Consider the following 24600-nt stretch of genomic DNA (forward strand, 5'->3'; position numbering starts at 1 on the left):
AAAGGAATCCCTATGAGATGGTCGCGTTCCACGGTCGCGGTGACGATCGCGATCGTGGTGAGTTTCTGGCGACATGTCGGCGACCTCGGGCCCGCGGCCATCGCGCTGGACGCGATGGCCTGTGTTCCCGTTGCCGCCGCGGCGGTGTGGCTGGCCGGACGGACCGCGCCCCTACTCGGCCTGTCCGGCGATCGCGCGTTGACCAGGATCGCGACGGCGGCCCTGGTCTCGCTGCTGTTCGTGCCCGCCTTCCTGCCGTTGGCGATCGCGCTGCCGACGCTCGACCTCTTGGTCGGTGCGGCCGCGCCACAGTCCCTTGTGGACCTGTCGGCAGCCGCCCGCGCGGCGGCGGCCGCGCAACCAGTCGCCCTGCTGGCTGCGCTGGTCGCGATTCACGTGTTTGCCGAGCCGTCCGCCATGGAGCCGGTGCGGCGCAGCCGCGGCTGGCCGGTGGTGATCACGTCGATCGCCTCGGTCCTGGCGCTGGTCACGTTGCAACTGGTGTCGCTGCCGGCCCAGGCCACCGCGGCCGAGCCGACCGGCTCGGCCGGAAGCTGTGACACCGCGCCGAAACGGGTGTATACCGTCTACGCCATCAATGTCGACATCACCGTCGACCGGTTCGGCGACCACGACCCGTTCGGCTTCATGTACGTGCTTGCGGCCGATCTCAACGCGGTCCGTGCGCAGGAAGCCGCGCTGCAGAAGGCAGCGGCGGTCGGCGCCGATCCCACCACCGGCGCCAAGGTGTCCAACGGCCTGGACGAAGATCCCATCCAACCACTGGTGCTGCGCGCACGGCTCGGCGAGTGCGTGCAGATCACGTTGACCAACAAGCTGACTGTCGCCCCGCGCACCGGACCCGGCTTCGGGACGCCGTTCGTGACGACCCAACCCGGCGGCGTGCCGTCGGTGTCGGTCGACATGGCCGGCGTCTCCTACAACGCCGCGGCCGGCGCCGGGGGACAGGCGGTGGGCAACAACCCGACCAGCGTGATGGTGCCGCCCGGCGGTTCCCACACCTATCAGTACTACCTCGACCCGCTGATCGGCGAGGGCGCGAAGGTGTTCCACAGCGGCGGTGACGCGACCCAGCTGACCGCGCACGGTCTGTTCGGCGCGCTGATCGCCGAGCCGGCCGGCTCGACCTGGCTGGACCCGGACACCGGTGTGGATCGCACCACCGACGCCACCTTCAACAGTTTCGCCGCGATCATCAAGCCGGGCAGCGGGACCACGTTCCGCGAGTTCGCGATCATGTACCACGAGATCGGCGACGAGATGTTCAACCTGCGCCGACCGCCCCGTGAGGACGGCGGCGACACCAACTGCTTCGACGACCCGGACGGCCTCGGCGCGCCACTGCCGATGCTGGACGAGGGCGGCATCGACAACTGCGGCACGGACACCGCCGACTACCGGCCGGGCAGCCGGGCGCTGAACTACCGCAGCGAGCCGTTCTTCCGCCGGCAGGAGTTGTTGGTGCAGAAGAAAGGGGCCGACGACAGCACGCTGCCGGCCAGCGAGTCGCTGATGTACTCCTCCTACACCAACGGTGATCCGGCCACCCCGATGCCGCGCTCCTACCTCGGCGAGCCGACCAAGACGCGGCTGATCGACGCCGGTTTCGAGCAGCTGCACGTGCACCACCTGCACGGTGGTGGCGACCGGTGGCCGCAGAACCCCGGTGCGCAGGCGAGCAACTTCGCCGGTGGGCTGGAGAAGACGCCGCCGAACGACACGGCGTCGATCAACCTCGACTCGCAGAGCATCGGCCCGGGCGAGACCTACAACCTGGAGCACGAGTGCGGGGCCGGCGGCTGCCAGCAGGCGGTGGGCGACTTCCTGTACCACTGCCACATCGCCCAGCACTACATCGCCGGCATGTGGGGCATCTGGCGGGTGTTCGACACCAGGCAGGCCAACCTGGCCCCGCTGCCCGGCCGCACCGCGCCGCCGACCGCGGTCACCTCGCAGTCCCTGCTGGGGCTGACCATCGCTGGTAAGACCGTGGTGCCACGGTCGGGGCTGAACAACCCGGCGACGCAGATCGCCGTGGAGGATCTCGTGGAGAACGAGATCCCGCCGCAGGGCGCGCGGTTGGGCGACACCGACGCGACCGTGTGGGACTGGCAGAAGGCCGGCACCCTGTCGGCCCCGCTGTACCTCGGCGAACCCGAGGACACGCTGGTGTGGCCGAACTATGCGTCGTCGACACCGGGCCAGCGCAAGGCGATCCTGTTCAATCCGCTCAACGGCCGACCGGCCTATCCTTTGATGGCACCGCATCTGGGTGAGCGGCCGCCGTTCTCGCCGGCCGGGCACTCGGGTACGCCGTACCTGGGCAACACCGCGTCGTCGACGAGACCGGACGGTCTGTGTCCGGCCAACGCCCCGGTGCGTACGTACAACGTGACCGCGATCAGCACGCCCATCAAGGAAACCGCCCGTGAGACCGACCAGCACGGCGAGATCTATGTGCTGAACCAGGACAAGTCGGCGGTGCTCGGCGGCACCAAGTCGGCCGACCCGCTGGTGATCCGGTCCAACGTCGGCGACTGCGTGGCCATCACGCTGTCCAGCGAACTGGACCCGGCGGTGCAGCCCAAGGTGAACATGCACACCCACTTCGTGCAGTTCGACCCGCAGGGCTCGGACGGCGTGATCACCGGCTACAACTACGAGCAGTCGATCTACGCCGACCAGGACGAGGGTCGCACCAGCACCGCGTCCACCGGTGGTAACGCCAGTGGCGTTACGGTCTCCAACACGACCAACCTGCGGCCGGGCATCTTCATCGGCGTCGGGGTCGGCCGTACCGACATCGAGGTCCGCAAGATCACCTCGATCGTCGGCGCGCGGCTGAACTTCGACGTGCCGCTGGCCCAGCCGCACGCCGCCGGCGAGCCGGTCAGCGTGGAGTTCACCCAGTACCGCTGGTACTCCGATGTGGACAGTGGAACGGTGTTCTGGCACGACCACGTCAACGGCATCAAGTCATGGGCCCACGGGCTGTTCGGCGCGCACATCATCGAGCCGGCCGGTTCCACCTACCACGACCCGAATACCGGCGCGCTGATCCAGAGCGGCACCATGGCCGACATCTACACCACCAGCCCGGTCGGCGTCGGCGTGAAGAGCGCGTTCCGGGAATTCGCCGTGTTCCTCGGCAACGGGCGGCAAGGACGCCCGGAACTGTCCAATCCGGACCTTCCCGGCCCGCAGAACCGCAACGCGGGACAGGAGTGCGAGGAGGGCTCCATCAACCTGAGAGCGGCACCGCTCGGTGAGCGAACACCACCGGGCGCGACACCGGAGAACCCGGCGACGACGCAACAACGCCAGGAGTTCAACGGGGCCGTCTGCCGCAACGCCTACAGCAACGTCAACGACGGCAACGGAACCGACACGGCCGCGGCCACTGTGACCACGGTGGACCCGTACGTGTTCTCGTCGGTGAAGTACGGTGATCCGCAGACGCCGCTGTTGCAGGCGTACGTCGGCGATCCCGTGGTGCTGCGCACCGTCGGCACCAACGATCGTGACGAAGCCCTTCGTATCCAAGGAGAACGGTTCCGCCGGGAGCGGTTCAACGGCGACGGCGAGCTCGTCGACGCGGCCACCACCGGCATCTCCGAGCGCTTCGACTACGTGCTCGACGGCGGCGCCGGCGGGCCGGCCGGCATGCCCGGCGACTATCTGTACTACAGCACGAGGAATTTCGCGGTGGAGAGCGGCGCCTGGGGCATCTTCCGGGTCCGCGACCACGTCGACCCCAGCCTGAAACCGCTGCCGGACCGCCCTGTTCCGCCCAGCGGCCAAGGATTCCCCGTGTTGAAGGCGGCGACCGGCGACACCCAGGCGACGCCGGGACCCAACCCGCCGTCGACCGGCGCGACCACGAGCAGGAGTCCCTGTCCGTCCGGCGCGCCGACCCGGTCGTACGACGTGTCGATCTTCGCAACGACACTGCCGACCGCGCCGACCGCCGACACCAACGGAATCGTCTACTCGCTCACGTCGGACATGACGAACATCCAGTCCGGGCGAAGGAAAGTCGAGCCGCTGGTGCTGCGGGCCAACCAGGGTGACTGTGTGCAGATCACCCTGCGCAACCAGATTCCGGCCGGGTCGGCGTACGGCGGCAGTCGCGCCGGGTTCGACCTGGGCAAGCTGCTGGGCAACCCGCAACTGTCCGGTGGCGCGGCGGTCGGGCTCAACCCCGACACCACGGTGGCCGCCGGCAAGTCCGCCAACTACCAGTTCTACGCGGACAAGCAGCTCGGCACGTCCATCTTCCAGGACCTGGGCAGCGTCGCCGCCTTGCGGCACGGCGCGTACGGCATGCTCATCGTCGAGCCTTCCGGGTCGACGTGGTGCGACAGCGTGACCAACGCGCCGCTCACCTCGACGGCCACCAGCACGCAGGCGATCATCCGGTCGCCCGGCGGCGACTTCCGGGAGTTCGCCCTGTCCATGGGCACCACGGACCAGCAGTACGCGCGCAGCATCGTGCCGTACCAGGACGTGGTGGCCGGGGCCGGCGTGAACAGCGTGTTCGCCGGCAACCAGCCGGTGGCCGACCTGGGGCACAGCAACATCAACTACGCCAGCACGCCGCTGACCACGCGGATGGGCAAGTCGGCCGACTACGGCGGCGCCTTCGGTTCGGCCGAGTACGGCGATCCGGCGACGCCCGTGCTGACCGCGCGGGCCGGCGATCCCGTGGTGCTGCGGGTCGGGCTCGGTGCGTCCGATCAGTTCAGCACCTTCGGCATCGGCGGGCACGAGTTCCCGCAGGAGCCGCAGATGTGGAACGGCACCAGCGACCGGCGCTCCCAGCTGTTGACCGCCCGGTCGCTCACCGCCGGCGAGACCATGGAGGTCGAGCTGGTCGGCGGGGCCGGTGGGCCGCAGCACTACACCGGCGACTACCTGTACGGCGACAACCGACAGCCGTTCACCGAGGCCGGCATGTGGGGCATCCTCCGGGTCCTGCCCGCGTCCGCCGCCGGTCCGGCGAGCATCTAGGGAGGTGAGCCCATGTCCCGGCTTCGTAACGCCCTGGCCGTTACGGTGATGTTCCTGCTGGCCACGGCGGTTCCGGCCAGCGCGCACGTCACCGTGCATTCCGATGACGCCGTCCAGGGCGGCTATGGGCAGCTCGCCTTCCGCGTGCCGACCGAGAGCGACACCGCCGCCACCACCGGGCTCCAGGTGGCGTTCCCGGCCGATCACCGGTTGGCCTTCGTCGCCGTCCGGCCGCATGCCGGCTGGACCTACAAGGTGGTCAAGTCCGCGGTCCGCCCGCCGCTCGTCGACGACGACGGCAACCAGGTCGCCGAGGCCGTCAGCGAGATCGACTGGACGGCCACCGGGCCGGACAGCGCGATCAGGCCGGGGAGTACGACGAGTTCCTGGTCGAGGCCGGCCCGCTGCCCAAGGTCGACCGCCTGGAGTTCCGGGTGGTGCAGACCTACAGCGACGGCTCGGTCGTGCGGTGGATCGACCCCGGGCAGTCGGAGCACCCCGCTCCCGCCCTGTCCATCACGGCCGGGTCCGTCACGGCCCCCGCCGTGCAGCCGGTCGCCGCCAGCGCCGCCAGTCCGCCGTGGGCCTTGGGCGCGGCCACCGCCGCCGTGCTCATCGCCGCCGGTTCCGTCGCCCTCGCCTGGCGACGCACCAGCCGCCGGGCCCGGCCCACCGAATGAAACCGTACGGGCGTCGCGTCTTCGACGCGGCGCCCGTACGCCATGTTTCGACTGTCCTCTAAAGGGATTACCCCGATCGTCGGTGCTATGCCCAACGGTGGTTGGAATTCTTGACGCGTGACCGTGGCCGCTCTACGTTGTTGATCGTCGTGTCGGAGGGGGCGGCCGTCGACCGGGGGGCGTTTCACCTTGTCGCGTCTTGCCTTGAGTAGAGCGAACAGGAGTGGATCGCCGATCATGAGAGTCATCACCCGAGTGCTGCTCACCGCGGGAGTCGTGGCAACGGTGGCGGGGCTGTCCGTCGGCGCGAGTGTGGCCGGCCGGCAGTCGGCGCAGGACGACAGCGGGATGTCGTCGACCGTCGAAGACTTCAGCTACCCGGGCGCGGACAAGGTCCTGGCCGACCGGGGGATCAAGCTGATCAGCGGCGACGGCCACCTGATGCTGGTGGACTGCGTCAACGTGAACGGCCTGATCGAGGTGCGCTCGCTCAACAGCTCGGGCGATCACGGCAGCGACCCGGGCCACTACTGCTTCCGCGTGTCGGGCACGACCGGCGACCTGAAGCTGCAACTGGCCGATGCCTACCAGGTCAAGGGCGACAGCCACGCGGTGCAGGCGACCGTGACGGTCGACGGTCAGAGCAACACGGTCAACGTGGCCAAGAACGGCTGGACGGGCGTCGGTGTCGGTGCGGGTTCCGACGCCGCGACGCTGCTCGAGCTGAAGGCCACGCCCTGAGTCCAGGTGTCACCGCACGACCGCAGCCGCGTCCGGCCTGGACGCGGCTGTGGTCGTTTTGCGCGCGATTTCCGCAAGTTTGCGGGTCGAATTACTTCGGACATTGGTCAAAGTCGACATCAATGACCGAGAGATTGCCTTGACTTAGATCTAAAGTCGGTCGAACATGAGCGCCAGGGGAAGGCTCCCTGCCGCCACGGAGCGCCGTCCCGATGACTCCCGACAATGACGACGGAGGTTGTCGTGCACGCCCTGCCCACGTTCCGACGACGCCTGTTCGTGCTGCTGTTGGCGCTGGTCCTGCCGGTTTTCGGCCTGGCGACCACGCAGACCGCCGCCGCGGCGACCCAGAAGACCTGCGACCTCTACGCCTCCGGCGGCACGCCGTGCGCGGCGGCCTACAGCACCACGCGAGCACTGTTCGCGTCCTACAACGGCCCGCTGTACCAGATCCAGCGCGCCTCGGACCACGGCACGCTAAACATCGGCCTGCGCTCGGCCGGCGGTGTCGTCAACTCCGCGCCGCAGGTTTCCTTCTGTAGCGGCACGTCCTGCACCATCACCCAGCTCTACGACCAGACGTCCAACGCCAACCACATGCCGATCTCTCCGGGGTCGGCGTGTTCGGGCTGCTCGGGCGCGCTGCACGGCCCCGGCCCGAACGGCGCGGACATCGGCGCCGACGCGATGGCGCTGCCGGTGACGGTCAGCGGCCAGCCGGCGTACGGCGTGCTGGTCAACAACATCGGCACCGGCTACCGCAACAACGCCGTCCGCAACGTGCCGACCGGCGCGCAGCCCGAGGGCATGTACATGGTGACGTCGTCCAATCTCACCAGCGGCTCCTGCTGTTTCGACTTCGGCTCGGCCGAGACCGACGACTCCGACGACGGCAACTCGACCATGAACGCGATCTACTACGGCTCCGCGTGCTGGGTCGGCGGCTGCACCGGCCCGGGCCCGTGGGTCGGCGGCGATCTCGAGAACGGCATGTACTTCAGCGACAACGGCCGGAACCCGACGAACATCCAGAGCGAGACCGGCATGTTCGTGACGGCGTGGGAGAAGAACAACGGCACCACCAACTTCACCCTCAAGTTCGGCAACGGCCAGTCCGGCGGGCTGACGACCTCGTACTCCGGCGCGCTGCCCAACGGCTACAACCCGATGAAGGTGCAGCCCTCCATCGAGTTGGGCACCGGCGGCGACAACAGCCCGCTGGGCAAGGGCGAGTTCTTCGAGGGCGCCGTCACGACCGGTTTTCCCTCTGACGCCACGGAAAACGCCGTGCAGGCCGATCTCGTCGCGGCCGGCTACGCCAACAACAACACCACCTTCCACCGCAGCACGTCAGTGGTGAGCTTCCGGGCGCACGCCAACGGGAAGTACGTCGATGCGTCGAACAACACCACCTCGCTGATCGCCGACGCCACCTCGATCGGCACGGCCGAGATCTTCGACATGTTCACCGACACCGACGGCACGATCGGCCTGCGGGCCCACTCCGACAACAACTGGGTCACCGCGGAGAACAACGGCGCCGCGCCGCTGATCGCCAACCGCGGCGGTCCCGGCCCGTGGGAGACGTTCTACCTGCTGCACAACCCGGACGGCAGCGTAAGCTTACGGGCGTACAACAACCAGCACCTGGTGACGGCGGAGAACGCCGGGGCGTCGTCGTTGATCGCCAATCGCACGGCGGTCGGCCCGTGGGAAGAGTTCGACCTCATCACGCACTGACGCCGAGGCGGGCCCGGCGCTGTGCGCCGGGCCCGCCTCGCGGTCACCGCTTCCAGAAGGACGGCCGTTGCCCCGCCAGGGCTTCCAGCACCTCGACCGCCCGCTGCCACAGGTCGTCGAGATCGGTCGGCTGAGCCAACTCCGCCGCCAGCGCGCGCAGCTTCCGCACCGCCGTCTCGGACAACCCGGCCGCTCGGAAACCGTCGAGCCGCCGCTCGATGTCCTCGGCCAGCGTGGCGAGATGGGCCAACCGCTCGGCCTCGGGGCGGGTGGCGAGCCGGCCGAGCTGCTTCAGCACGACCGTCAGATATCGCGCCACAGTTGACGGCAACGGGGCTTCCGGGGCGCTTCGCCGCGACCGCTTGGCCATCATCGGCGCTGCGGCCATCGCCGGTGCCGGCGGCGGTGCGAACCCACCCGCCACGGCGAATCCACCCGGCGCGGCGAATCCGGCTGGTGCTGCGCCGAATCCACCAGCGGCCCAGCCGTGCGGCAGCTCGACCGGCTGGAGCACCTGGTGCAGCTGGCCGCTTTCGTTGACCACGCGGGGATCCACCGCGACGAACGCCGTGAACCGCGACAGCACGTGGAACCGCAGCGACACGTCGACGATCTCGCGCTCGAGCTCCGCCTGGCCGCTGTCCTGGATGACGTAACGGTCCTCCAGGTCCCGGATCCGGGCTCGGGCCCAGCTCGCCGGCAGGCTGTCGTTGTCGCTCGGCACGGCGGAAACCGTTGTCCGCCAATCACGTCCCTCGACCAGCACCGCGCCGTCGCCGTCGCCGGTGTACCGGCCGCTGATCACGACCGGCGCGCCGGCGAACAGATCGGGCAGCCGAGCCGGCGTGAGGCTGTCCTCGTCCACCTGGAGTCCGGCCGACCGTACGGCCAGGTCGGTGACCAGCGGCGTGCCGATCCGGTGGTGGATGTGCCGCATGGCCTCGTCCAGCCGGTCCTCGGACTCCACCAGCTCGCAGCGGCCGCCGGTCACGGTGGCCAGGCGGCGCAGGAACGCCGCGTTGACCGCGGTGTCGATGCCGATCGTATGCACTCGGATCGAGCCGAGCGACTGGAGAATCTGGTCCTCGTTGCCGACCTGGCCGTCGGTGACCAGCACCAGCACGCGCTCGCGGCTCTCGTCCTCGGACAGCGCTGTCGTGGCCAGCTGTAACGCCGGCAGCATGTCGGTGCCGCCACGGGACTCCAAAGTGGACAGATGCCGAACGGTGCGGAACTTGTTGCGGTCAGTGGCATCCACCAGCCCCGGCGGCAACTCCGGTGGGGTCTCCACACTGTTGTCGAAGGCCAGCACGGTGAACCGGTCGGCCGGCGTCAAAGTGTCTACGATCCGTGCAGCCGCGCGCCGGGCCGCGGCCATCTTCCAGCCGTGCATGCTGCCCGACCGGTCCAGCACCAGCGCCACGTCGCGGGGACGCGGGGAGCGCTGGTCACCGGCGGCAGCACGGTGAGCAGGAACGTGCCGCCCTCTGCGTCCGGCCGCGTCGCCAGCGACGTCGTCACCGCCGTCTCGTCGCCAAGCTTGAGGCGCAGCACGAAATCGCGGTCGAGCCGCTCGCCGGGCGTCACCCGAAGCCGTTGCGCCCCACCGTCGACCGGCTCGTTGACGACCGGCAGTGTGGAGCTGACGTCGGTCAGCGGCAGCCCGGCCGGGTCGATGTCGACGAGCACGGAAAGCCTTACCGGGTTGGGAAAACCGGGCAGCAGCACCGGTGGGCTGATCCTCGACGCGTCGGGCACGGCATCGGTGTCGAGCGCCCTGCCGTCGCCGACCTGCGCGCCGGACAGCGGCGTGCCCGGGATGTAGCGGGGCGCCACCACGAGCGGGAAGCGGAACGTCGCTTCGCCGTCCTCGTACGGCAACTGGCCGGCCAGACCGAGCCGCACCGTGACCCGCTCGCCCGGCATGATGTTGCCGACGCGCATGGTGAACACGCCCGGCCGCTCCTCCTCGGCGATCGACGCGCGCTTGCCTTCGTGCACCGCCTGGTCGTAGTCGGCCCGGGCCTCGCCACGCTCCTTGAGGATGCCCTCGATCACCCGGCCGTCCGCCTCCATACGCAGCGACGTCACCGCCGCGCGGTCGGGCAGCGGGAAGATGTACGTCGCCTCGAGCGGCTCGTCGAACGGGTTGCGAAACCCTTGCGCCAGCTCGGTTCGCGCGGTCAGACCGGTGATCGTCGCGGTCAGGTCGATCTCGTCCAGCGGCAGGTTGCCGCGCTCGGTGTGCAGTACCGCGATGCCGGCGTCCTCGGTCGGCCGGTTGTCGTCCTTCGTCAGATGCACGCGCACGGTCATCCCTCTCGGTCAGCGCTCGGGTCCAACCCGAGCCGGCGCAACGTGTCCAGCAGGGGCGCGGCCGCCGCCTCGATCACGGCCAGTTCTTCGTCGTCGGGCACGTGGTTCGCCGCGCCCAGCAGCACGGTCACGTTGGCGCCCAGCCTGATCCCCGGCACCACCACGGCTTTCTTCGGCGCCGCAGGCCTTGCCGCCCAGAACTTCTCGCGCGCCGGCACCTTCTCCGGCACCCGGGCGATCTCCGTCAGCGTTGCCTCCGGGGCGCCCAGCAGCCGCTCCTGCACCTCGGCCAGCGTGAGTCCGTCGGCCTGAAGTCGTTTGATGGCCACGATCTGGAGCAGGTGCCGGCGTCCGTACAGCGCCGTCCGGCCGTGCATGCCCGCCGGCCGGTCCAGCAGCCCGATCGTGGTGTACCAGCGGATCGTCCGCCGGTCCGGCACCTCCCTGACGCGTCCGTTGGTCTGGCCCGGGTAGCCGGCCGCCAACGCCTCGGCCACGCCGGCCGAGAGCTCGTCGATCGTCCACAACCCGTCGTCTCGCACGTATCGATACTGACACTGTCATATGACAGTGTCAACGTTATGAGACGAAAAAGGCCCCGCCCAAGTCGGACGGGGCCTTTTCGCTGGTCAGGCCAGGGTGAGGGCTTCCTGGGTCACGCTGCCACCGCTGTCGATGACGGTGGGGCCGGTCGCCGTGCCGTCCGCGTGCTCGACGGTCTGGCTGACGTTGCCGCCGGAGATGGTCGTGACGTAGACGTCGCCGTTGCCGAGCGCGATCGCCGCCACCGAGGAGGCGTTGCGGGCGACCTCGGGCAGGCGCTGCACAGTGCCGTCCGGCTTGTACACGTTGTGCCACACGACGCCGGTGGCGAGCGGGAACACATGGTCATCACCGGTGGGGAGCCACACGTAGGCGGCCGAGGTGACACCGGTGTCGAGCGCGTGCGCGCCGATCCACGTGCCGGGGCCCGTGCACTCACCACAGTGATTCGAGTTCTCGGTGTTCTTGGACAGGGTTCCGTCGGAGACGGTGACCAGCGTCCCCGAACCGTCGGACCAGCTGGTCGAGGTGAGCGCCTGCACGTTCGAGGCGACGGCGTCGAGGCGCTGCCAGGTGCCGTCGGTCTTGAGGATGTTGTGCCACACGACGCCGTTCATGGCGAGCGGGAACACGTGCAGGTCGCCGTCGGTGTCGGCCCCCAGGGTCACCGCGGCGATGCCGTTGTCGATGACGGTTGGCGCGGTCCAGGTCCCGTCACGGTGCCCGAACCGCAGCGACAGGGCCTGGTTGCTGATCGTGGCCAGGGCGATGTCGCCGTTGGCCATCGTGCCCGATGCGACGTACGAGACATTGGTGGCGATGGCGTCGAGGTGCTGCCAGACGGTGCCGTGCGCCGGGAGGACGTTGTGCCACACCACACCGGCCGCCAGCGGGAACAGGTGCAGGTCGCGGTCGCGATAGGTGTCGCGGGTCTGCGCGATCCACGGGGCGAGGTCGTCAACCCGGGTGTCGCTGATGCCCTGACGGGTCTCGGTGCTGCCGAGGCAGCCGTGCTGGAACGACAGGTGGGTGATCGCCACCAGCTGACCGCTCGTGTCACGGATTGCCGGCCCGCCGGCGTCACCCTTGCAGGCATCGACGCCGGTCGAACTGCTCAGCGGCAGCAACGCGCCGGTCGCCGCCCCAGCGGTGAACGGTGCGACGCGGGGCTGGTCCGGCACCCAGTCGGTGGTGGTGCGCCCGAAGCCGGCGACCTGAAGGGTCTCGCCGGTGACGGGGCCGGTCGCGGCCAGCGGGACCGGCGTGATGGCGACCGGGTTGTCCAGCTTGGCCAGCACGACATCCCGGTCGGCGTGCTGCACCAGCCAGGTCACGTGCTGTACCTGTGCGCCGCCCGCGAACGTGACCGTGATCGGGGCCGACGGCTTGCCCGGTGCGGCGCTCGGGAAGCACGCACTGGCCGTGATGACCCACTGCGGGTCGATCAATGCACCCGAGCAGCCGGCGGTGCCGTTGGTCAACCGGGCCACGTATCCGTAGGTGCCGGCCGCCGGCGTCGTCCCGCCCGAGACCGCGTCCGCGGTCACGGTGGTCCCGGCGGCCACGACTGCTCCGACCGTCACAACGGCCAAAGCCAAACGGCTTATTCTCATCATGCACATCCCCCTTTGGTGCGACGTGCTGTCGCACCCTTGATTAGATCGTCGACCCGTATATCCACCGCTACGGAACGGGCGGTGATGTGCATCACAAATTATCGGCGTTTCCGCTGGTGGGGGCCGGTGTCGACCGGCTGGCAAGCATTTCGAACCTGTTCTAAAAAGGCTGGTCATCGCAATGCGTGGAATGAGCCCGTTCGAATAGCGGGAAGCCTGAGTCGAGTGGTCCGAAACGTGCTGTCGGCACGCACCGCCTCGGTGGCACCCGTCGCGGACCTGACCCCGTAACGACGGGTCAACGTCTAGCTGCCGTCATAGTCCCGACCGGCCGGCGCGGACAGGATTTGGGGCAACGCCAAGACGCAGAAACGAAGGCAGACACCATGTCCAGCATCGCCAAGATCGCCGCCGCCGCGGCCCTCGCCGTGCCTGTGCTCGTCGGCACCGCGGGAACCGCGCAGGCCTCAACGCCGGCCGGCTGCTCCAGCGTCACCCAGATCGGCAGCACCGCGACCTTCAGCTCCGGCGGCCAGACCATGGCCTCGGTGAAGCAGTACAAGGGCTGCAACAAGAACTACGCCTACCTGTACGTGTGGCAGGGCTACCGCAACACCCACAGCAGCTGGGACGTGTGCGCGACCGTCCTGTCCAACTCGCACGACATCGAGGACGTCAGCTGCGGCGCCACCCAGAACCCCGTCGAGGTCTGGTCCTTCGGCGCCGCGACCTTGTCGAAGTGCACGCAGGCCATGGGATGGAAGGGCGAAGGTCCGTTCCCCGACCCGGGTGACCCGGTCGCCAAGACCGACACCCGCTGCTGACCGAGGAGCCTCGCATGCATCGCTCGCTTTCGCGCGTCGCCACCGGACTGGCCGCGCTCGCCCTCACCGTGACCCCGGTCGTCGCGACGGCCGTGCCGGCCGCCGCCGCGACCGGCCACTGCTCCGACGCGTACCAGGTGGGCAGCACCAAGGTCGTGCCCGACGAGCACGGCCAGTCGGCGATGTCGATCAAGCAGTACTGGTCGCCGCGCTGCCAGGAGAACTACGCGTACGCCTACGTCTGGCAGCAGTTCCGCGACAGCCACCCCGGCAGCTGGACCATCTCGGTCGGCGAGATCTGGGTCAAGTCGCCCGGCGTCGAGACGAACCCGGTCGCCGACACCGCCGTCAACACCCGGCAGGCCGAGCTGTGGTCGCCCGGCTTCTACGGCGCCGGCCGGTGCACCTACGCCACCGCCGCCCTGTTCTGGGGCAACTACGACGCCGACGGCAACACCGACAAGCGGTGTGGCTGACCCGCTGATCCTCTTCCCGCACAAGGAAAGAAACTCCTCATGAGCACAATCAAGAGGGCAACGGGGCTGCTCGCCGCCGTCGCCACCGCGCTGGGCTGCCTGGCGCTGACCGCGGCGTCGGCGTCGGCCGTGACGTCGACGGCCACCGCGCTGCCCGTCGTCGACATGGAGGCCACCGTGCTGGCCGCCCAGATCGACCCGCGGCGCGCCGACAACACGCTGACCCCGGGCGCCAAGGACTCCGTGCTGGCCGTGGAGCGGGCGCTCCAGGCGCGCGGTCTGCTGGACGCCAAGTGGGTCGACGGCTACTTCGGCACCACCACCATCTCGGCGTACGCGGCCTTCCAGCGTTCGCTCGGCTACACCGGCCTTGCCGCCAACGGGCTGCCCGGCACGACTTCGCTGACCAAGCTCGGCGAGGGCCGTTACACGGTCACCAAGGTGATCGGTCCCGGCTCGAAGATCCAGCGTGACGGCTACACCATCAACACCCGCACCCAGGCGATGCTCACCGAGGCCGAGCACCTGCTGGGCCGCACGCTCAAGCTGGACCAGGGCTCGTACAACCCCGGTGGCGACCCGACCTCGGCCGGTACCCACGACGGCGGCGGCGTCGTCGACATCAACGTCGACGGCATGTCCGCCACCACCAAGACCGCCGTCGCCAAGGCGTTGCGCCAGGTCGGCTTCGCCGCCTGGGTCCGCAACCCCACCCAGGGCGACTGGCCGTGGCACATCCACGCCGCGGCGATCAGCGACACCGACCTGTCCACGCAGGCGCAGAACCAGGTCGGCGACTACTACCTCGGCTTCAACGGCCTGGCCAACCACGGTGCGGACGACGGTCCCCGGATCGCCATCCACACCTGGGAGGACTACCAGCGCACGCACTGACCTTCAGCTTCGGGGATGACGACACCGTTCGACAAAGGGGAAACCGTGAAGATCGCACGTATGATGCTCGCCGCCGTCGGCGCCGCCGCAATGGCCGTGGTCGCCCTCGGGGCGCCCGCCTCCGCCGCCTCCCGTGACGGCGTCTGCGACAGTGGTGAGTTCTGCCTCTACTACAACAGCGACCAGGCCGGCTCGGTCTCCGACTTCACCGGCTCGATCAGCGACCTCGGCGCCACCCAGCCGAGCTGCTACGAGTTCAAGAGCGCCGGCAACGGCCAGGGCGTGTGCGTCAAGAACAACGCCGCGTCGGTGTGGAACCGCAGCTCGCAGACCGTGGTGGTGTACTTCAACAGCGACTTCGGCGGGGCCAGCCAGTCCTTCGCGCCCGGCGTCAAGGCCAACCTCAACGCCACGCTGAAGAACAACGAGGCCAGCTTCCAGTTCGGCACCAGCGGTGGTGGCGGCGCGCAGACCCCGCGTGACGACTACGACCACAACGCCCGCGGCTTCGCCCAGGACAACTGCACCGCGTTCGCGGCCTACCGCATCGCCAGCCGGCTCGGCGTGCCCAGCTTCAGCAACTCCTGGCACGGTGTGACCTGGGGCGACGCCGGCCACTGGGACGACGCGGCCCGCGCCGCCGGCGTGACCGTCAACAACACGCCGTCGGTCGGCGCCATCGCCGTCAACGACGTGCACAAGGTGGGCCACGTCGCCTACGTGAACAAGGTCTACTCGGACGGCTCGTTCGACGTCGAGGAGTACAACTGGAACAACACGCTGGCCTACGGCACCCGCTCTCACGTGCACCTGAGCAGCGCGCAGGCCGACTTCCAGCACATGCTGCACTTCTGATCGAACAGTGATCGCCCTCGGGGCGCCGGTGCCTCCCCTCGCACCGGCGCCCCCTCGGCATGCCCTCCTACTTTCGGCGAACCGGTTGAAACCGGCGCGGCCGCTGACCGACAATGCTCGGACTGGCTCGTGCCGTCGCGGCGGCTGACCGTTTCCAGGGGGAGGAAATGGGCGGTAATGCCTTCGGCGAGTTCCTGCGCGAGTGCCGGCTGTCGCTCGGCTGGTCGCAGGACGAGCTGGCCGGCCGGTCCGGAGTGTCGGCCCGGTCGATCAGCGTGTTGGAGTCGGGGCGCCGACTGCCCCGGCTCTCCTCGGTCGGCCTGCTGGCCGACGCCCTCGGACTCGATCCGCGCCGCCGCGAACAGCTGCTGGCGGCGGCGCGCAATGCCGTCGCCCCGCTCACCCAGGAGCCGGTCGCCACGGAACCGGTCTCGGTGCCGAGCGGCGCGGTGCCGCGGCAGCTGCCCGGCGCGGTGGCCGGTTTCACCGGCCGGGCGGCCCAGCTCAAAGAGCTCACCAGCCTGCTCGACCGCGACGACACCGTGGTGATCTCCACGATCAACGGCACCGCGGGCGCCGGCAAGACCGCGCTGGCCGTGCACTGGTCGCACCAGGTCGCGGAGCGGTTTCCCGACGGGCAGCTCTACGTCAACCTCCGTGGTTTCGACCCCAGCGGCCTGCCGGTCCAGCCGGCCGAGGCGATCCGGGGTTTCCTCGACGCGCTCGGCGTGCCGGCCGGGCGGATCCCGGCCGGGCTGGCCGAGCAGGCGGCGCTGTACCGGTCCCAGCTCGCCGACCGGCGGATCCTCGTGGTGCTGGACAACGCCCGTGACACCAGCCAGGTCCGGCCGCTGCTGCCGGGTTCGTCCCGGTGCCTGACCGTGATCACCAGCCGTGACCATCTCGGCGGCTTGATCGTCAGCGAAGGCGCCCATGCCGTGCCGCTGGACCTGATGTCCACCGGCGAGGCCTATGACCTGCTGGCCAACCGGTTGGGGCCGGAGCGGCTGGCCGGCGAGCCGCAGGCCGTCAGCGACCTGATCGAGCTGTGCGCCCATCTGCCGCTGGCGCTGAGCATCGTCGCCGCGCGCGCCACCCTCAGCCCCACCCTGTCGATGGCCGAGCTGGTCCGGCAGCTGCGTGATGTCCGCGATCGGTTGCGCGCCTTGGACATCGGGGACACCAGCGTCAACCTCGAAGCGGTGTTCTCCTGGTCGTATCGGACGTTGAGCGATGCGGCCGCGCGGATGTTCCGTCTGTTGGGCCTGCATCCCGGGCCCGACATCTCGGTGTCCGCCGCCGCCAGTCTGGCCGGCAGCCCGCCCGGCGAGACGCGGGCGGTGCTGGCTGAGCTGGTCAAGACGCAGTTGCTCACCGAGCCCAGCACCGGCCGGTTCACGTACCACGACCTGCTGCGGGCCTACTCCGCCGACCGCGCGCGTCAGGAGGAGCCCGAGCCCGAGCGCCTGGCCGCCCTGCGCCGCATGCTCGACCACTACCTGCACACCGCGCATGCCGCGACGCTGCTGCTCAACCCGCCCAACGACCGGCTGTCCCTGACCGGGCCCGAGGCCGGGGTGTGCGTCGACGAGCTGGCCGACGACGAGCAGGCCCGGCAGTGGTTCACCGTCGAGCGTCCCGTGTTCCCCGCGGCCATCGACCGTGCCGCCGACGCCGGCCTCGACTCCCACGCGTGGCAACTCGCTTGGAGCGTCACCATTTTCTGCATCCGGGCCGGGCATTGGGCGCAGATGGTCACCACCCAGCTCGTCGCCATCGCCGCCGCCGAGCGCGCCGGCGAACCGCACGGCCAGGCCTGGTCCTTGCGTGAGTTGGGCCGGGCCTACATCCGACTCGGTCGTTACCCCGAGGCCCAGGACACGCTGGAGCGCGCCCTCGAGTTGGACGAGCGGCTCGGCGACCCCAGCGGTCAGGCCCGCACGCACAACAACCTCGGCATCGTCTGCTCCGCCCAGGGCGACCACTCCACCGCCCTGGAGCACGGCAAGTCCGCCTACGCCTTGTTCCGCTCCGCCGGCAACCGCGTCGGTCAGGCCGAGGCCCTCAACTCGATCGGCTGGGCTTATTCCCAGCTCGGCCAGCACACCGAGGCTTTGCGCTACTGCGAGCAGGCCCTCGACCTGCACCGCGCCGTCGGCAGCCGTCACGGCGAGGCCGACACCTGGGACAGCCTCGGCTACGCGCATCACCATCTCGGCGCCTACGCACAGGCCGTCACCTGCTACCACAACGCGTTGGCCCTTTTCGAGAAGCTCAGCGCCCGTCATCCCCAGGCCGACACCCTCATCCGCCTCGGCGACGCCCACCAGGCCGCCGGCGACCTCCCGGCCGCCCACCTCGCGTGGCAGCGGGCGCTCCCCATCCTCGACGACCTCCACCACCCCGACGCCGCCGCCCTGCGCTCCCGGCTCTCCGACCTCAACACGTCCTTGCAGGTCTTCCGCTACCTCCGCACCATCACCCCCGACCCGGCCTAGCGAACATCGGCGTCGACGGGCGGGCGCTGTCCGATGTGGACAGCCCGGACCGGTCGGCGGCGGCCCTGCTGCTGGTGCGACGCACGAGGGTATGCGTTTTGCATGGGGGCAGGGGTGCGGCGCGCACTGGTTTCGGAGTGATCCCGCGCGCAGGATTCTGGGCACTGCTGGGAGGGGGTCCCATGACCAGGTTTCTCGACTTCAAGCGGCACCTGCGGGTGGAGACGGACGCGGCGGGGGCGGCGTACCTGTTCTCCGAGCAGGAGGTCATCGCCATGCGGGGGGCGAGGATCGTGGAGCTGGCGGCGCTGATCGACGGCACTCGGGACTACGCGGCGGTGCTGCGCGACCGTCCGGCGGACATGTCGGTGGCGGAGCTCAACAGCCTGCTGGCGGGCATGGTGAACGCGGGTGTGGTGACGCTGCGCTCGCTGCCGGCGGTGGATGGCGACGCACGGGCGTACTGGGACGCGTGCGGTGTGGAGGACCCCGCCCTGACCGACGGCGTGGCGCTGATCGACCTCAGGGAGGACGGGCGGTCCGCGCCGGTGCGGCAGGCGCTGGAGGACGCGGGCATCGGCACGGCCGGCACCAGCCTGTCGGTCGTGCTGTGCGACGACTACCTCGACCCGCGCCTGGCCGTGATCGACAAAGACCACCGGGCGGCGGGACGGCCGTGGCTGCTGGCGAAGCCGAGCGGCGCCCAGGTGTGGGTGGGGCCGTTCTTCGAGCCGGGACGCACGGCGTGCTGGCACTGCCTTGAGCACCGCCTGTGGGGCAACCGGCATGCGGAGGCGTGCGTGCAGGCGGCACTGGGCCGGGTCGGCCCGGCGCGCCGGCCGACGCCGGGACTGCCGGCGCTGGCGGCCGCGGCGGCGCACCTGATCTCGCTGGAGGTGACGAAGTGGCTGGTTGGCCACCGTTACCCCGGCCAGCAGCAGGTCTGGTCGCTCAACTCCTTCGACCTGCGCGGCAAACAGCACGAGGTCCGCCGCCGCCCGCAGTGCGCGTACTGCGGCGACCCCGGGATGATGGCGCTGCGCACGGCGCGGCCGGTGCGACTGCGGCCGGCCCCGAAGGCGAGCAGCGCGGGCGGCGGCCACCGGACGTCGACACCGGCGGAAGTGCTCGACCGCTACCGGCATCTGGTCAGCCCGATCACCGGCGTGGTCAAGGAAATCACCCGCGACAACCGCGGACCGGCCTTCGTCAACGCGTACCGTTCGGGCCCGAACGTTGTCCGGGCCAGGACCAGCCTCGGCACGCTGCGGGCGAGCCTGCGCGGCGAGAACGGGGGCAAGGGGGCGACGGCGGTGGACGCGGAGGTCGGCGCGCTGTGCGAGGCGGTGGAGCGCCACAGCGGCAACTTCCACGGCGACGAGCTGCGCATCCGTGGGTCGCTGCGCTCGCTCGGCGGGGGAGCGGTGCACCCCAACGACTGCATGCTCTACGACGTGCGGCAGTACGACAACCGGCGCGCCTGGAACGCGGAACACGCGGCGTTCCAACACGTCTGCGAGCCGTTCGACGTCGATGCCGTCCGGGACTGGACCCCGGTGTGGTCGCTGGCCAACGGCCGCAGGCGGCTGCTGCCGACCGCGATGCTCTACTACGGCGCACCCGACAAGACCGGGTCCGTGCGGCCGGACTCGAACGGCAACGCGGCCGGCAGCAGCCGGGAAGACGCTGTGCTGCAAGGCTTGCTGGAGCTGATCGAACGGGACGCCGTCGCCATCTGGTGGTACAACCGGCTGCCGTCGCCGGGCGTGGACCTGGCCGCCTTCGGCGACCCGTGGCTGACCGAGATGGCCGAGCAGTACCGCCGGATCGGCCGCGAGATGTGGGTGCTGGACGTGACCTCGGACCTCGGCGTGCCGGTGATGGTGGCGGTGTCCCGGCGTGTCTCGGAGCCGGGGGAGCGGGTGATGTTCGGTTTCGGCGCGCACCTCGATCCGCGCACGGCCCTGCGCCGCGCGGTGAGCGAGCTGAATCAGATGCTGCCGTCCGTGCTCGACGAGGACCACACGGACAGCGATCCGGACGCGGAACGATGGCTGCGCACGGCAACCGTGGCCGAGCACCCGTACCTGCTGCCGACCGGTGGGACCCGGATCCCCGCCGACTATCCCTACGCCGGCCGCGACGACATCCGTGACGATGTCGCGGAACTGGTCGACCTGTTGGCGCGGCACGACCTGGACACGTTGGTGCTGGACCAGACCCGCCCGGACCTCGGCCTGCCGGTGGTCAAGGTCGTGGTGCCGGGCCTGCGGCCGTTCTGGGCCCGATTCGCCCCCGGTCGGCTGTTCGACGTGCCGGTGCGGCTGGGCCGGCTCGCCGCGCCGACGGCCTACGCCGACCTCAACCCGTGCCCGATGTTCCTGTAGCTCCCGATGTTCCGGTAGCTACAGCCAGGCCGAGTCGGTCGCGATGCGGATCGCGTCCACCCGGTTGCGGGCGTTGACCTTGGTGACGACGGTGCCGAGGTAGTTGCGCACGGTCCCCTGCGACAGGAACAGCTCGGCGGCGATGTCGGCGACGGTGGCCCCGCGCGCGGCCAGCCGCAGGATCTCGATCTCCCGCGGCGTCAGCGGGCACTCCGCGGTCTCCCACGCCGACAGCGCCAGCTCGCTGTCGATGACCCGGCGGCCGACGGCGACCTGGCGCACCGCGTTGGCCAGTTTGTCCGACGGCGCGTCCTTCAGCATGAATCCGGTGACCTTGGCGTCCAATGCGCGGCGCACCGTTCCCGGCCGGCCGAGGCTGGTGAGAATGAGCGTGCGGCACTCCGGCAGATGCTGGTTCAGTTCCGCGGCCGCGGTAAGGCCGTCCTTACCGGGCAGATCGATGTCGATGACGGCCACATGGGGGCGGTGTTCCCGGGCCTGCGGAAGTATCTGGTCACCGGAGGCGACCTCGGCGACGACGTCGATATCGGATTCCAGGTTGAGCAGCGCGACCAGGGCCCCGCGGACCATGTTCATGTCCTCCGCGAGAAGCACTCGGATCATCACTGGCCCCCCTGTGATACAGATCATGCCCGTCGCCAGTGTACGCGGTTGACGGCGAAAACTACAGGTAGGAGGCAAGGGTTTACGGCGGATGTCATACCGGGCTCGGGCCGGTCGGCGCATTTGAAAGGCACATGGGCCCCGGTGTGCGTCGCACTGGCCACAGTGCGCGACATATTGGAACATTTTGTTGTCAAGCCGATTCCAAGAAGTCCGGGGGCCACGATGAACGTCACTCTTTCCGACACCATGACCGCCTTCCTTGCCGAGATCGGTGCCGGTGTCGGCACGACCGGGGAACTGCTCGTCGACCGTTTTGACTACCAAGCGAATCCGTTCGATTCCGCTGCGCGATCGACGTTCACGATCACGGACGTCGAATGGGGGCTTTAATTCCGCCGATTCGTCCAGTGACCGGCCTTCGACCGCCCCGGGAGTGCGGTCGAAGGCCGGTTCGCGTGTGCGGCGCCGGCCGCCGCCCCGGCGGTCGGTACCGTTGAGCCGGGGCGGGCACGGAAAGGCAACACGCGATGATCAAGGTCCTGGTGGCCGAGGACATGCACATCGTCCGCGGCGCGCTGGTCGCACTGCTGCGGCTCGAGTCCGACATCGAGGTGGTCGCCGAGTGCGCCACCGGCGACGAGATCCTGCCCGCCGCGGTCGCCTCCGCCCCGGACGTCGCCGTGATCGACATCGACCTGCCCCGCAAGGACGGCCTGACCGCGGCCGCCGAGATCCGGGAGCGGCTGCCCAGCTGCCGCACACTCATCCTGACCAGCATGGGCAGCCCCGGCACGCTGCGCAGGGCGCTGTCGGCGCGGGTCAACGGCTTCCTGCTCAAGGACGCGCCGGCGGACCGGCTGGCCAACGCCATCCGCGGCGTCGTCGCCGGCCGCCGCATGATCGACGGCGAGCTGGCCCTGGCCGCCTGGGACAGCGCGGACTGCCCGCTGACCGCCCGCGAGCTCGAGGTGCTCCAGCTGGCCGCGGACGGCGCCGAGCTGGCGGAGATCGCCACCCGGCTGTTCCTCTCGGCCGGGACGGTGCGCAACTACCTGCGGTCCATCGTCACGAAACTGGGCGCGCGCAACCGGATCGACGCAATCCGGATCGCCAGGGAGTCCGGCTGCCTCTAGGCCCGAACCACCGCGCGCAGGTGGAACCGGCCGTCGTCGGCCAGCCCCGCGGTGAGCTGCCCGCCGAGCATGCCGACCCGGTCGGACAGGTTGCGGATGCCGCCGCTGGGTGAGGTGTTCTCGGGCCGCAGGCCGTCGACGCCGTCGTTGACGATCTCGAGGCTCACCTGGTCGCCGGTCCGTCGCACATCGATGTCGCAGTGCTCGACCTTGCTGTGCCGCAACACGTTCGTCACGCCCTCGCGCAGCACCACCGCGAACACCGTGCCCACCTGTGCCGGCAGGTCCCCGTACTCCAGCAGCATGCGCACACTGACCCCGGCCGCGGTCAGCACCGCTTCGGCCGACTGGGACTCGGTGTCCAGCGACAGCTCCCGGAAACCGCTCGCCACCGTGCGCACGTCGCCGAGCGCCTGCCGGGCCAGTGAGAGGATCTCGCGGAGCTCGTTGGCCGCGACGGCGCGGTCGACGGCGAGCAGCCGGTCGGCCAGCTCCGTCTTGAGCGTGATCGCGGACAGGCTCAGGCCGAGCAGGTCGTGCAGGTCGCGGGCGAACCGCAGCCGCTCCTCGGCGACGGCGACCGCCGCCAGCCGCAGGCGGGTCTGGTCCAGCTCGGTCGCCAGCAGCGCCAGCCACGTGACACCGAACGCGATGAAGCCGGTGTTCACCGTGGCCAGCACGTTGAACGGCATGTCGGTGATGTCGGCGGTGAAGCCGGCGTGCACGATGGCGACGCTGGCCACCACGGCCGCCGACACCAGCCAGCCGGCCACCGGCGGCAGCACGAGCAGCGCGTCGCACAGCAGCAGGCCGGGGATGCTCACCCAGTCCTGCCGCAGTTCGAGCAGCGGCAGGTAGACCAGGCACGCCTGCACGGCCAGCAGCACGAGCGCCCGCCGCTTGCGCAGCCGCGCGGTGGCGCGGCTGAAGAACGACAGCTGGAGCACCAGCAGCGCGGCCAGGAAACCCAGCGTCAGCAGGATCTTCCCGACGTCGGCGGTCAGGTACAGCACGTGCACGCCGGCCGCCAGGCCGAAACCGATCAGCACCAGGTACATGCCCGCGGTCGCCAGCCGGCCGCCGACCGGGGAGGCGGCGGCGATGGTGTTCTTCTTGTCCGGCACGGCCAGATGGGCGGGCAGCCGCACCTGCAACCGGTAGCGGCCGCCGTCCTGCGGCGCCGCCGCCAGCGTGCCGCCGAGCGCGGTGACCTGAGCGGTCAGCGTGCGCAGCCCGGTGCCATCCCCTTCAGGCTCCTGGTCCGCGTTGTCGTTGACGATGTCCAGCTCGATGGTGTCGCCGTCCTGCTTCACGGAGATCCAGCAGTGCGCGGCATCGCTGTGCCTGAGCACGTTGGTCACGCCCTCGCGCAGCGCGCTCGCGAGCACGGTCCGCACCTGGGCCGGCAGCAGCCGCTGGTCGAGGTTGAGCCGCAGGTCCACATCGGAGTCGGCGAGCATGGACCGGGCGGCCTGGAATTCCTGCTCCAGCGACAGCTCCCGGTACCCGCGGGCGACCGCGCGCACGTCGGCCAGCGCCCGCCGGGCGGTGTCGGTGATGTCGGCGAGCTCCTGGCGGGCCCGCTCCGGCGCCCCGGCGAGCAGGCGCAGCGCCAGCTCACCCTTGAGCGCGATGGCCGACAGGCTCAGGCCGATCAGGTCGTGCAGGTCGCGGGCGAACTGGAGGCGTTCCTCGGCGACCGCGCCGCGGGCGACCGCGGTGCGGGCCGTGTGCAGCTCGCTGACCAGCCGGGCCAGCCTGGTCAGCAGGAAGACGGTGAGTCCGCCCAGTGCGGTGGACAGCGTGTTGTACACGTTGTCGAGGAGCGTGCCGCCGAACCCGGCCTCGATCGGCCAGGTGCTCGCGGTGACGATCGCGAAGGCCAGCCGGCCGGCGGTCGGCGGCAGCACCAGCAGCGCGGTGCCGGCGGAGAAGGCCAGCATGCCGATCCAGGCCACGCCGAACGGCAGCAGCGGCAGGTAGACCAGCGCGGCCTGCGGCAGCAGCAGCCAGCGGCTCAGCGCCGAGTCGAGCCGCGTCGTGGTGCGCCCGAAATGGGCCAGCTGCATGCCCAGCAGCGCGATCGCGGCGAGGCCGTAGACGGCGACACCGCCGGCCGTGACCGGGGTCTTGAGCAGGTCGGGCAGGCCGAGCAGGGCGAAGCAGGCGAACTCGACGGACACGACCAGGTTGGCCAGGCGCCGGCCTTGGCGCGTCTGCCGGGCAGGACCGAGTTCCC

The 24600-nt window shown here is 70.1% G+C and carries 17 protein-coding genes and 1 pseudogene; 12 read left to right on the forward strand and 6 right to left on the reverse strand.

Translation table 11 applies throughout. From position 1 onward, the window contains the following. The first annotated feature begins 12 nt into the window (after positions 1 to 12). The 4 genes and pseudogenes from M3Q35_RS48185 (at position 13) to M3Q35_RS48200 (ending at position 8192) form a co-directional block, all read left to right on the forward strand. Positions 13 to 5031: a cupredoxin domain-containing protein gene (locus M3Q35_RS48185; RefSeq protein WP_273939384.1), complete on the forward strand. Its 5019-nt coding sequence runs from the start codon at positions 13 to 15 to the stop codon at positions 5029 to 5031. A gap of 48 nt (positions 5032 to 5079) precedes the next feature. Beyond that, positions 5080 to 5711: pseudogene (locus M3Q35_RS48190) on the forward strand (YcnI family copper-binding membrane protein). A gap of 237 nt (positions 5712 to 5948) precedes the next feature. Next, a complete protein-coding gene (locus tag M3Q35_RS48195) occupies positions 5949 to 6452 on the forward strand; it encodes a hypothetical protein (RefSeq protein WP_273939386.1) in 504 nt (167 codons plus the stop codon). A 243-nt stretch (positions 6453 to 6695) separates the two neighbouring features. Beyond that, positions 6696 to 8192: an arabinofuranosidase catalytic domain-containing protein gene (locus tag M3Q35_RS48200; RefSeq protein WP_273939387.1), complete on the forward strand. Its 1497-nt coding sequence runs from the start codon at positions 6696 to 6698 to the stop codon at positions 8190 to 8192. 43 nt (positions 8193 to 8235) lie between these two features. Here M3Q35_RS48200 and M3Q35_RS48205 read toward each other — a convergent pair whose 3' ends face one another. The 4 genes from M3Q35_RS48205 to M3Q35_RS48220 form a co-directional block, all read right to left on the reverse strand. Next, entirely contained in the window at positions 8236 to 9606 is a 1371-nt protein-coding gene (locus M3Q35_RS48205) for a VWA domain-containing protein (RefSeq protein WP_273939388.1), read from the reverse strand. Further along, the gene (locus M3Q35_RS48210) at positions 9534 to 10502 is read right to left on the reverse strand and encodes a VIT domain-containing protein (RefSeq protein WP_273939389.1); all 969 of its coding nucleotides are present in this window, start codon (positions 10500 to 10502) and stop codon (positions 9534 to 9536) included. The genes M3Q35_RS48205 and M3Q35_RS48210 overlap by 73 nt, the downstream gene beginning before the upstream one ends. Positions 10503 to 10504: 2 nt before the next feature. Then, positions 10505 to 11050, reverse strand: coding sequence for a helix-turn-helix domain-containing protein (locus M3Q35_RS48215; RefSeq protein ID WP_273939390.1), 546 nt, complete (start codon positions 11048 to 11050; stop codon positions 10505 to 10507). Between the two features lie 87 nt (positions 11051 to 11137). After that, entirely contained in the window at positions 11138 to 12616 is a 1479-nt protein-coding gene (locus M3Q35_RS48220; protein ID WP_273939391.1) for a trypsin-like serine protease, read from the reverse strand. Between the two features lie 437 nt (positions 12617 to 13053). Here M3Q35_RS48220 and M3Q35_RS48225 point away from each other — a divergent pair, with 437 nt between their 5' ends. From M3Q35_RS48225 to M3Q35_RS48250, 6 genes are all read left to right on the forward strand, one after another. Further along, a complete protein-coding gene (locus tag M3Q35_RS48225; protein WP_273939392.1) occupies positions 13054 to 13491 on the forward strand; it encodes a hypothetical protein in 438 nt (145 codons plus the stop codon). Between the two features lie 14 nt (positions 13492 to 13505). Next, on the forward strand, positions 13506 to 13967 hold the full coding sequence (locus M3Q35_RS48230; protein ID WP_273939393.1) for a hypothetical protein: 462 nt from the start codon (positions 13506 to 13508) through the stop codon (positions 13965 to 13967). 39 nt (positions 13968 to 14006) lie between these two features. Continuing rightward, complete coding sequence (locus tag M3Q35_RS48235) at positions 14007 to 14861, forward strand: peptidoglycan-binding domain-containing protein (RefSeq protein WP_273939394.1); 855 nt, start codon at positions 14007 to 14009, stop codon at positions 14859 to 14861. A gap of 45 nt (positions 14862 to 14906) precedes the next feature. Beyond that, positions 14907 to 15716 (forward strand): CHAP domain-containing protein, encoded by an 810-nt coding sequence (locus M3Q35_RS48240; RefSeq protein WP_273939395.1) that lies wholly within the window; start codon positions 14907 to 14909, stop codon positions 15714 to 15716. A 167-nt stretch (positions 15717 to 15883) separates the two neighbouring features. Then, positions 15884 to 18214 (forward strand): ATP-binding protein, encoded by a 2331-nt coding sequence (locus tag M3Q35_RS48245; RefSeq protein WP_273939397.1) that lies wholly within the window; start codon positions 15884 to 15886, stop codon positions 18212 to 18214. A gap of 182 nt (positions 18215 to 18396) precedes the next feature. Next, positions 18397 to 20601 carry a TOMM precursor leader peptide-binding protein gene (locus M3Q35_RS48250; protein ID WP_273939399.1) on the forward strand — a complete coding sequence of 735 codons (2205 nt, stop codon included), beginning with the start codon at positions 18397 to 18399 and terminating at the stop codon, positions 20599 to 20601. A gap of 18 nt (positions 20602 to 20619) precedes the next feature. Here the strand turns inward: M3Q35_RS48250 and M3Q35_RS48255 are convergent, their stop codons facing one another. After that, positions 20620 to 21225: a response regulator transcription factor gene (locus tag M3Q35_RS48255; RefSeq protein WP_273939400.1), complete on the reverse strand. Its 606-nt coding sequence runs from the start codon at positions 21223 to 21225 to the stop codon at positions 20620 to 20622. 144 nt (positions 21226 to 21369) lie between these two features. On the opposite strand from M3Q35_RS48255, the gene M3Q35_RS48260 reads away from it, so the two are divergent. Beyond that, a complete protein-coding gene (locus tag M3Q35_RS48260) occupies positions 21370 to 21618 on the forward strand; it encodes a hypothetical protein (RefSeq protein ID WP_273939401.1) in 249 nt (82 codons plus the stop codon). A gap of 137 nt (positions 21619 to 21755) precedes the next feature. Continuing rightward, positions 21756 to 22361: a response regulator transcription factor gene (locus tag M3Q35_RS48265; protein WP_273939402.1), complete on the forward strand. Its 606-nt coding sequence runs from the start codon at positions 21756 to 21758 to the stop codon at positions 22359 to 22361. Here the strand turns inward: M3Q35_RS48265 and M3Q35_RS48270 are convergent. Then, positions 22358 to 24544 (reverse strand): sensor histidine kinase, encoded by a 2187-nt coding sequence (locus M3Q35_RS48270; RefSeq protein WP_273939403.1) that lies wholly within the window; start codon positions 24542 to 24544, stop codon positions 22358 to 22360. The two genes, M3Q35_RS48265 and M3Q35_RS48270, sit on opposite strands and share 4 nt — an antisense overlap. Between the last annotated feature and the right edge of the window lie 56 nt (positions 24545 to 24600).

This window comes from Kutzneria chonburiensis, assembly GCF_028622115.1.
Lineage (GTDB): Bacteria > Actinomycetota > Actinomycetes > Mycobacteriales > Pseudonocardiaceae > Kutzneria > Kutzneria chonburiensis.

Excerpts from the sequence above, each read along its gene's own strand:
- M3Q35_RS48185 (WP_273939384.1), top strand. The coding sequence starts at position 13 with ATGAGATGGTCGCGTTCCACGGTCGCGGTGACGATCGCGATCGTGGTG.
- M3Q35_RS48195 (WP_273939386.1), top strand. The coding sequence starts at position 5,949 with ATGAGAGTCATCACCCGAGTGCTGCTCACCGCGGGAGTCGTGGCAACG.
- M3Q35_RS48225 (WP_273939392.1), top strand. The coding sequence starts at position 13,054 with ATGTCCAGCATCGCCAAGATCGCCGCCGCCGCGGCCCTCGCCGTGCCT.
- M3Q35_RS48230 (WP_273939393.1), top strand. The coding sequence starts at position 13,506 with ATGCATCGCTCGCTTTCGCGCGTCGCCACCGGACTGGCCGCGCTCGCC.
- M3Q35_RS48235 (WP_273939394.1), top strand. The coding sequence starts at position 14,007 with ATGAGCACAATCAAGAGGGCAACGGGGCTGCTCGCCGCCGTCGCCACC.
- M3Q35_RS48245 (WP_273939397.1), top strand. The coding sequence starts at position 15,884 with ATGGGCGGTAATGCCTTCGGCGAGTTCCTGCGCGAGTGCCGGCTGTCG.
- M3Q35_RS48250 (WP_273939399.1), top strand. The coding sequence starts at position 18,397 with ATGACCAGGTTTCTCGACTTCAAGCGGCACCTGCGGGTGGAGACGGAC.
- M3Q35_RS48255 (WP_273939400.1), bottom strand. The coding sequence starts at position 21,225 with ATGATCCGAGTGCTTCTCGCGGAGGACATGAACATGGTCCGCGGGGCC.
- M3Q35_RS48265 (WP_273939402.1), top strand. The coding sequence starts at position 21,756 with ATGATCAAGGTCCTGGTGGCCGAGGACATGCACATCGTCCGCGGCGCG.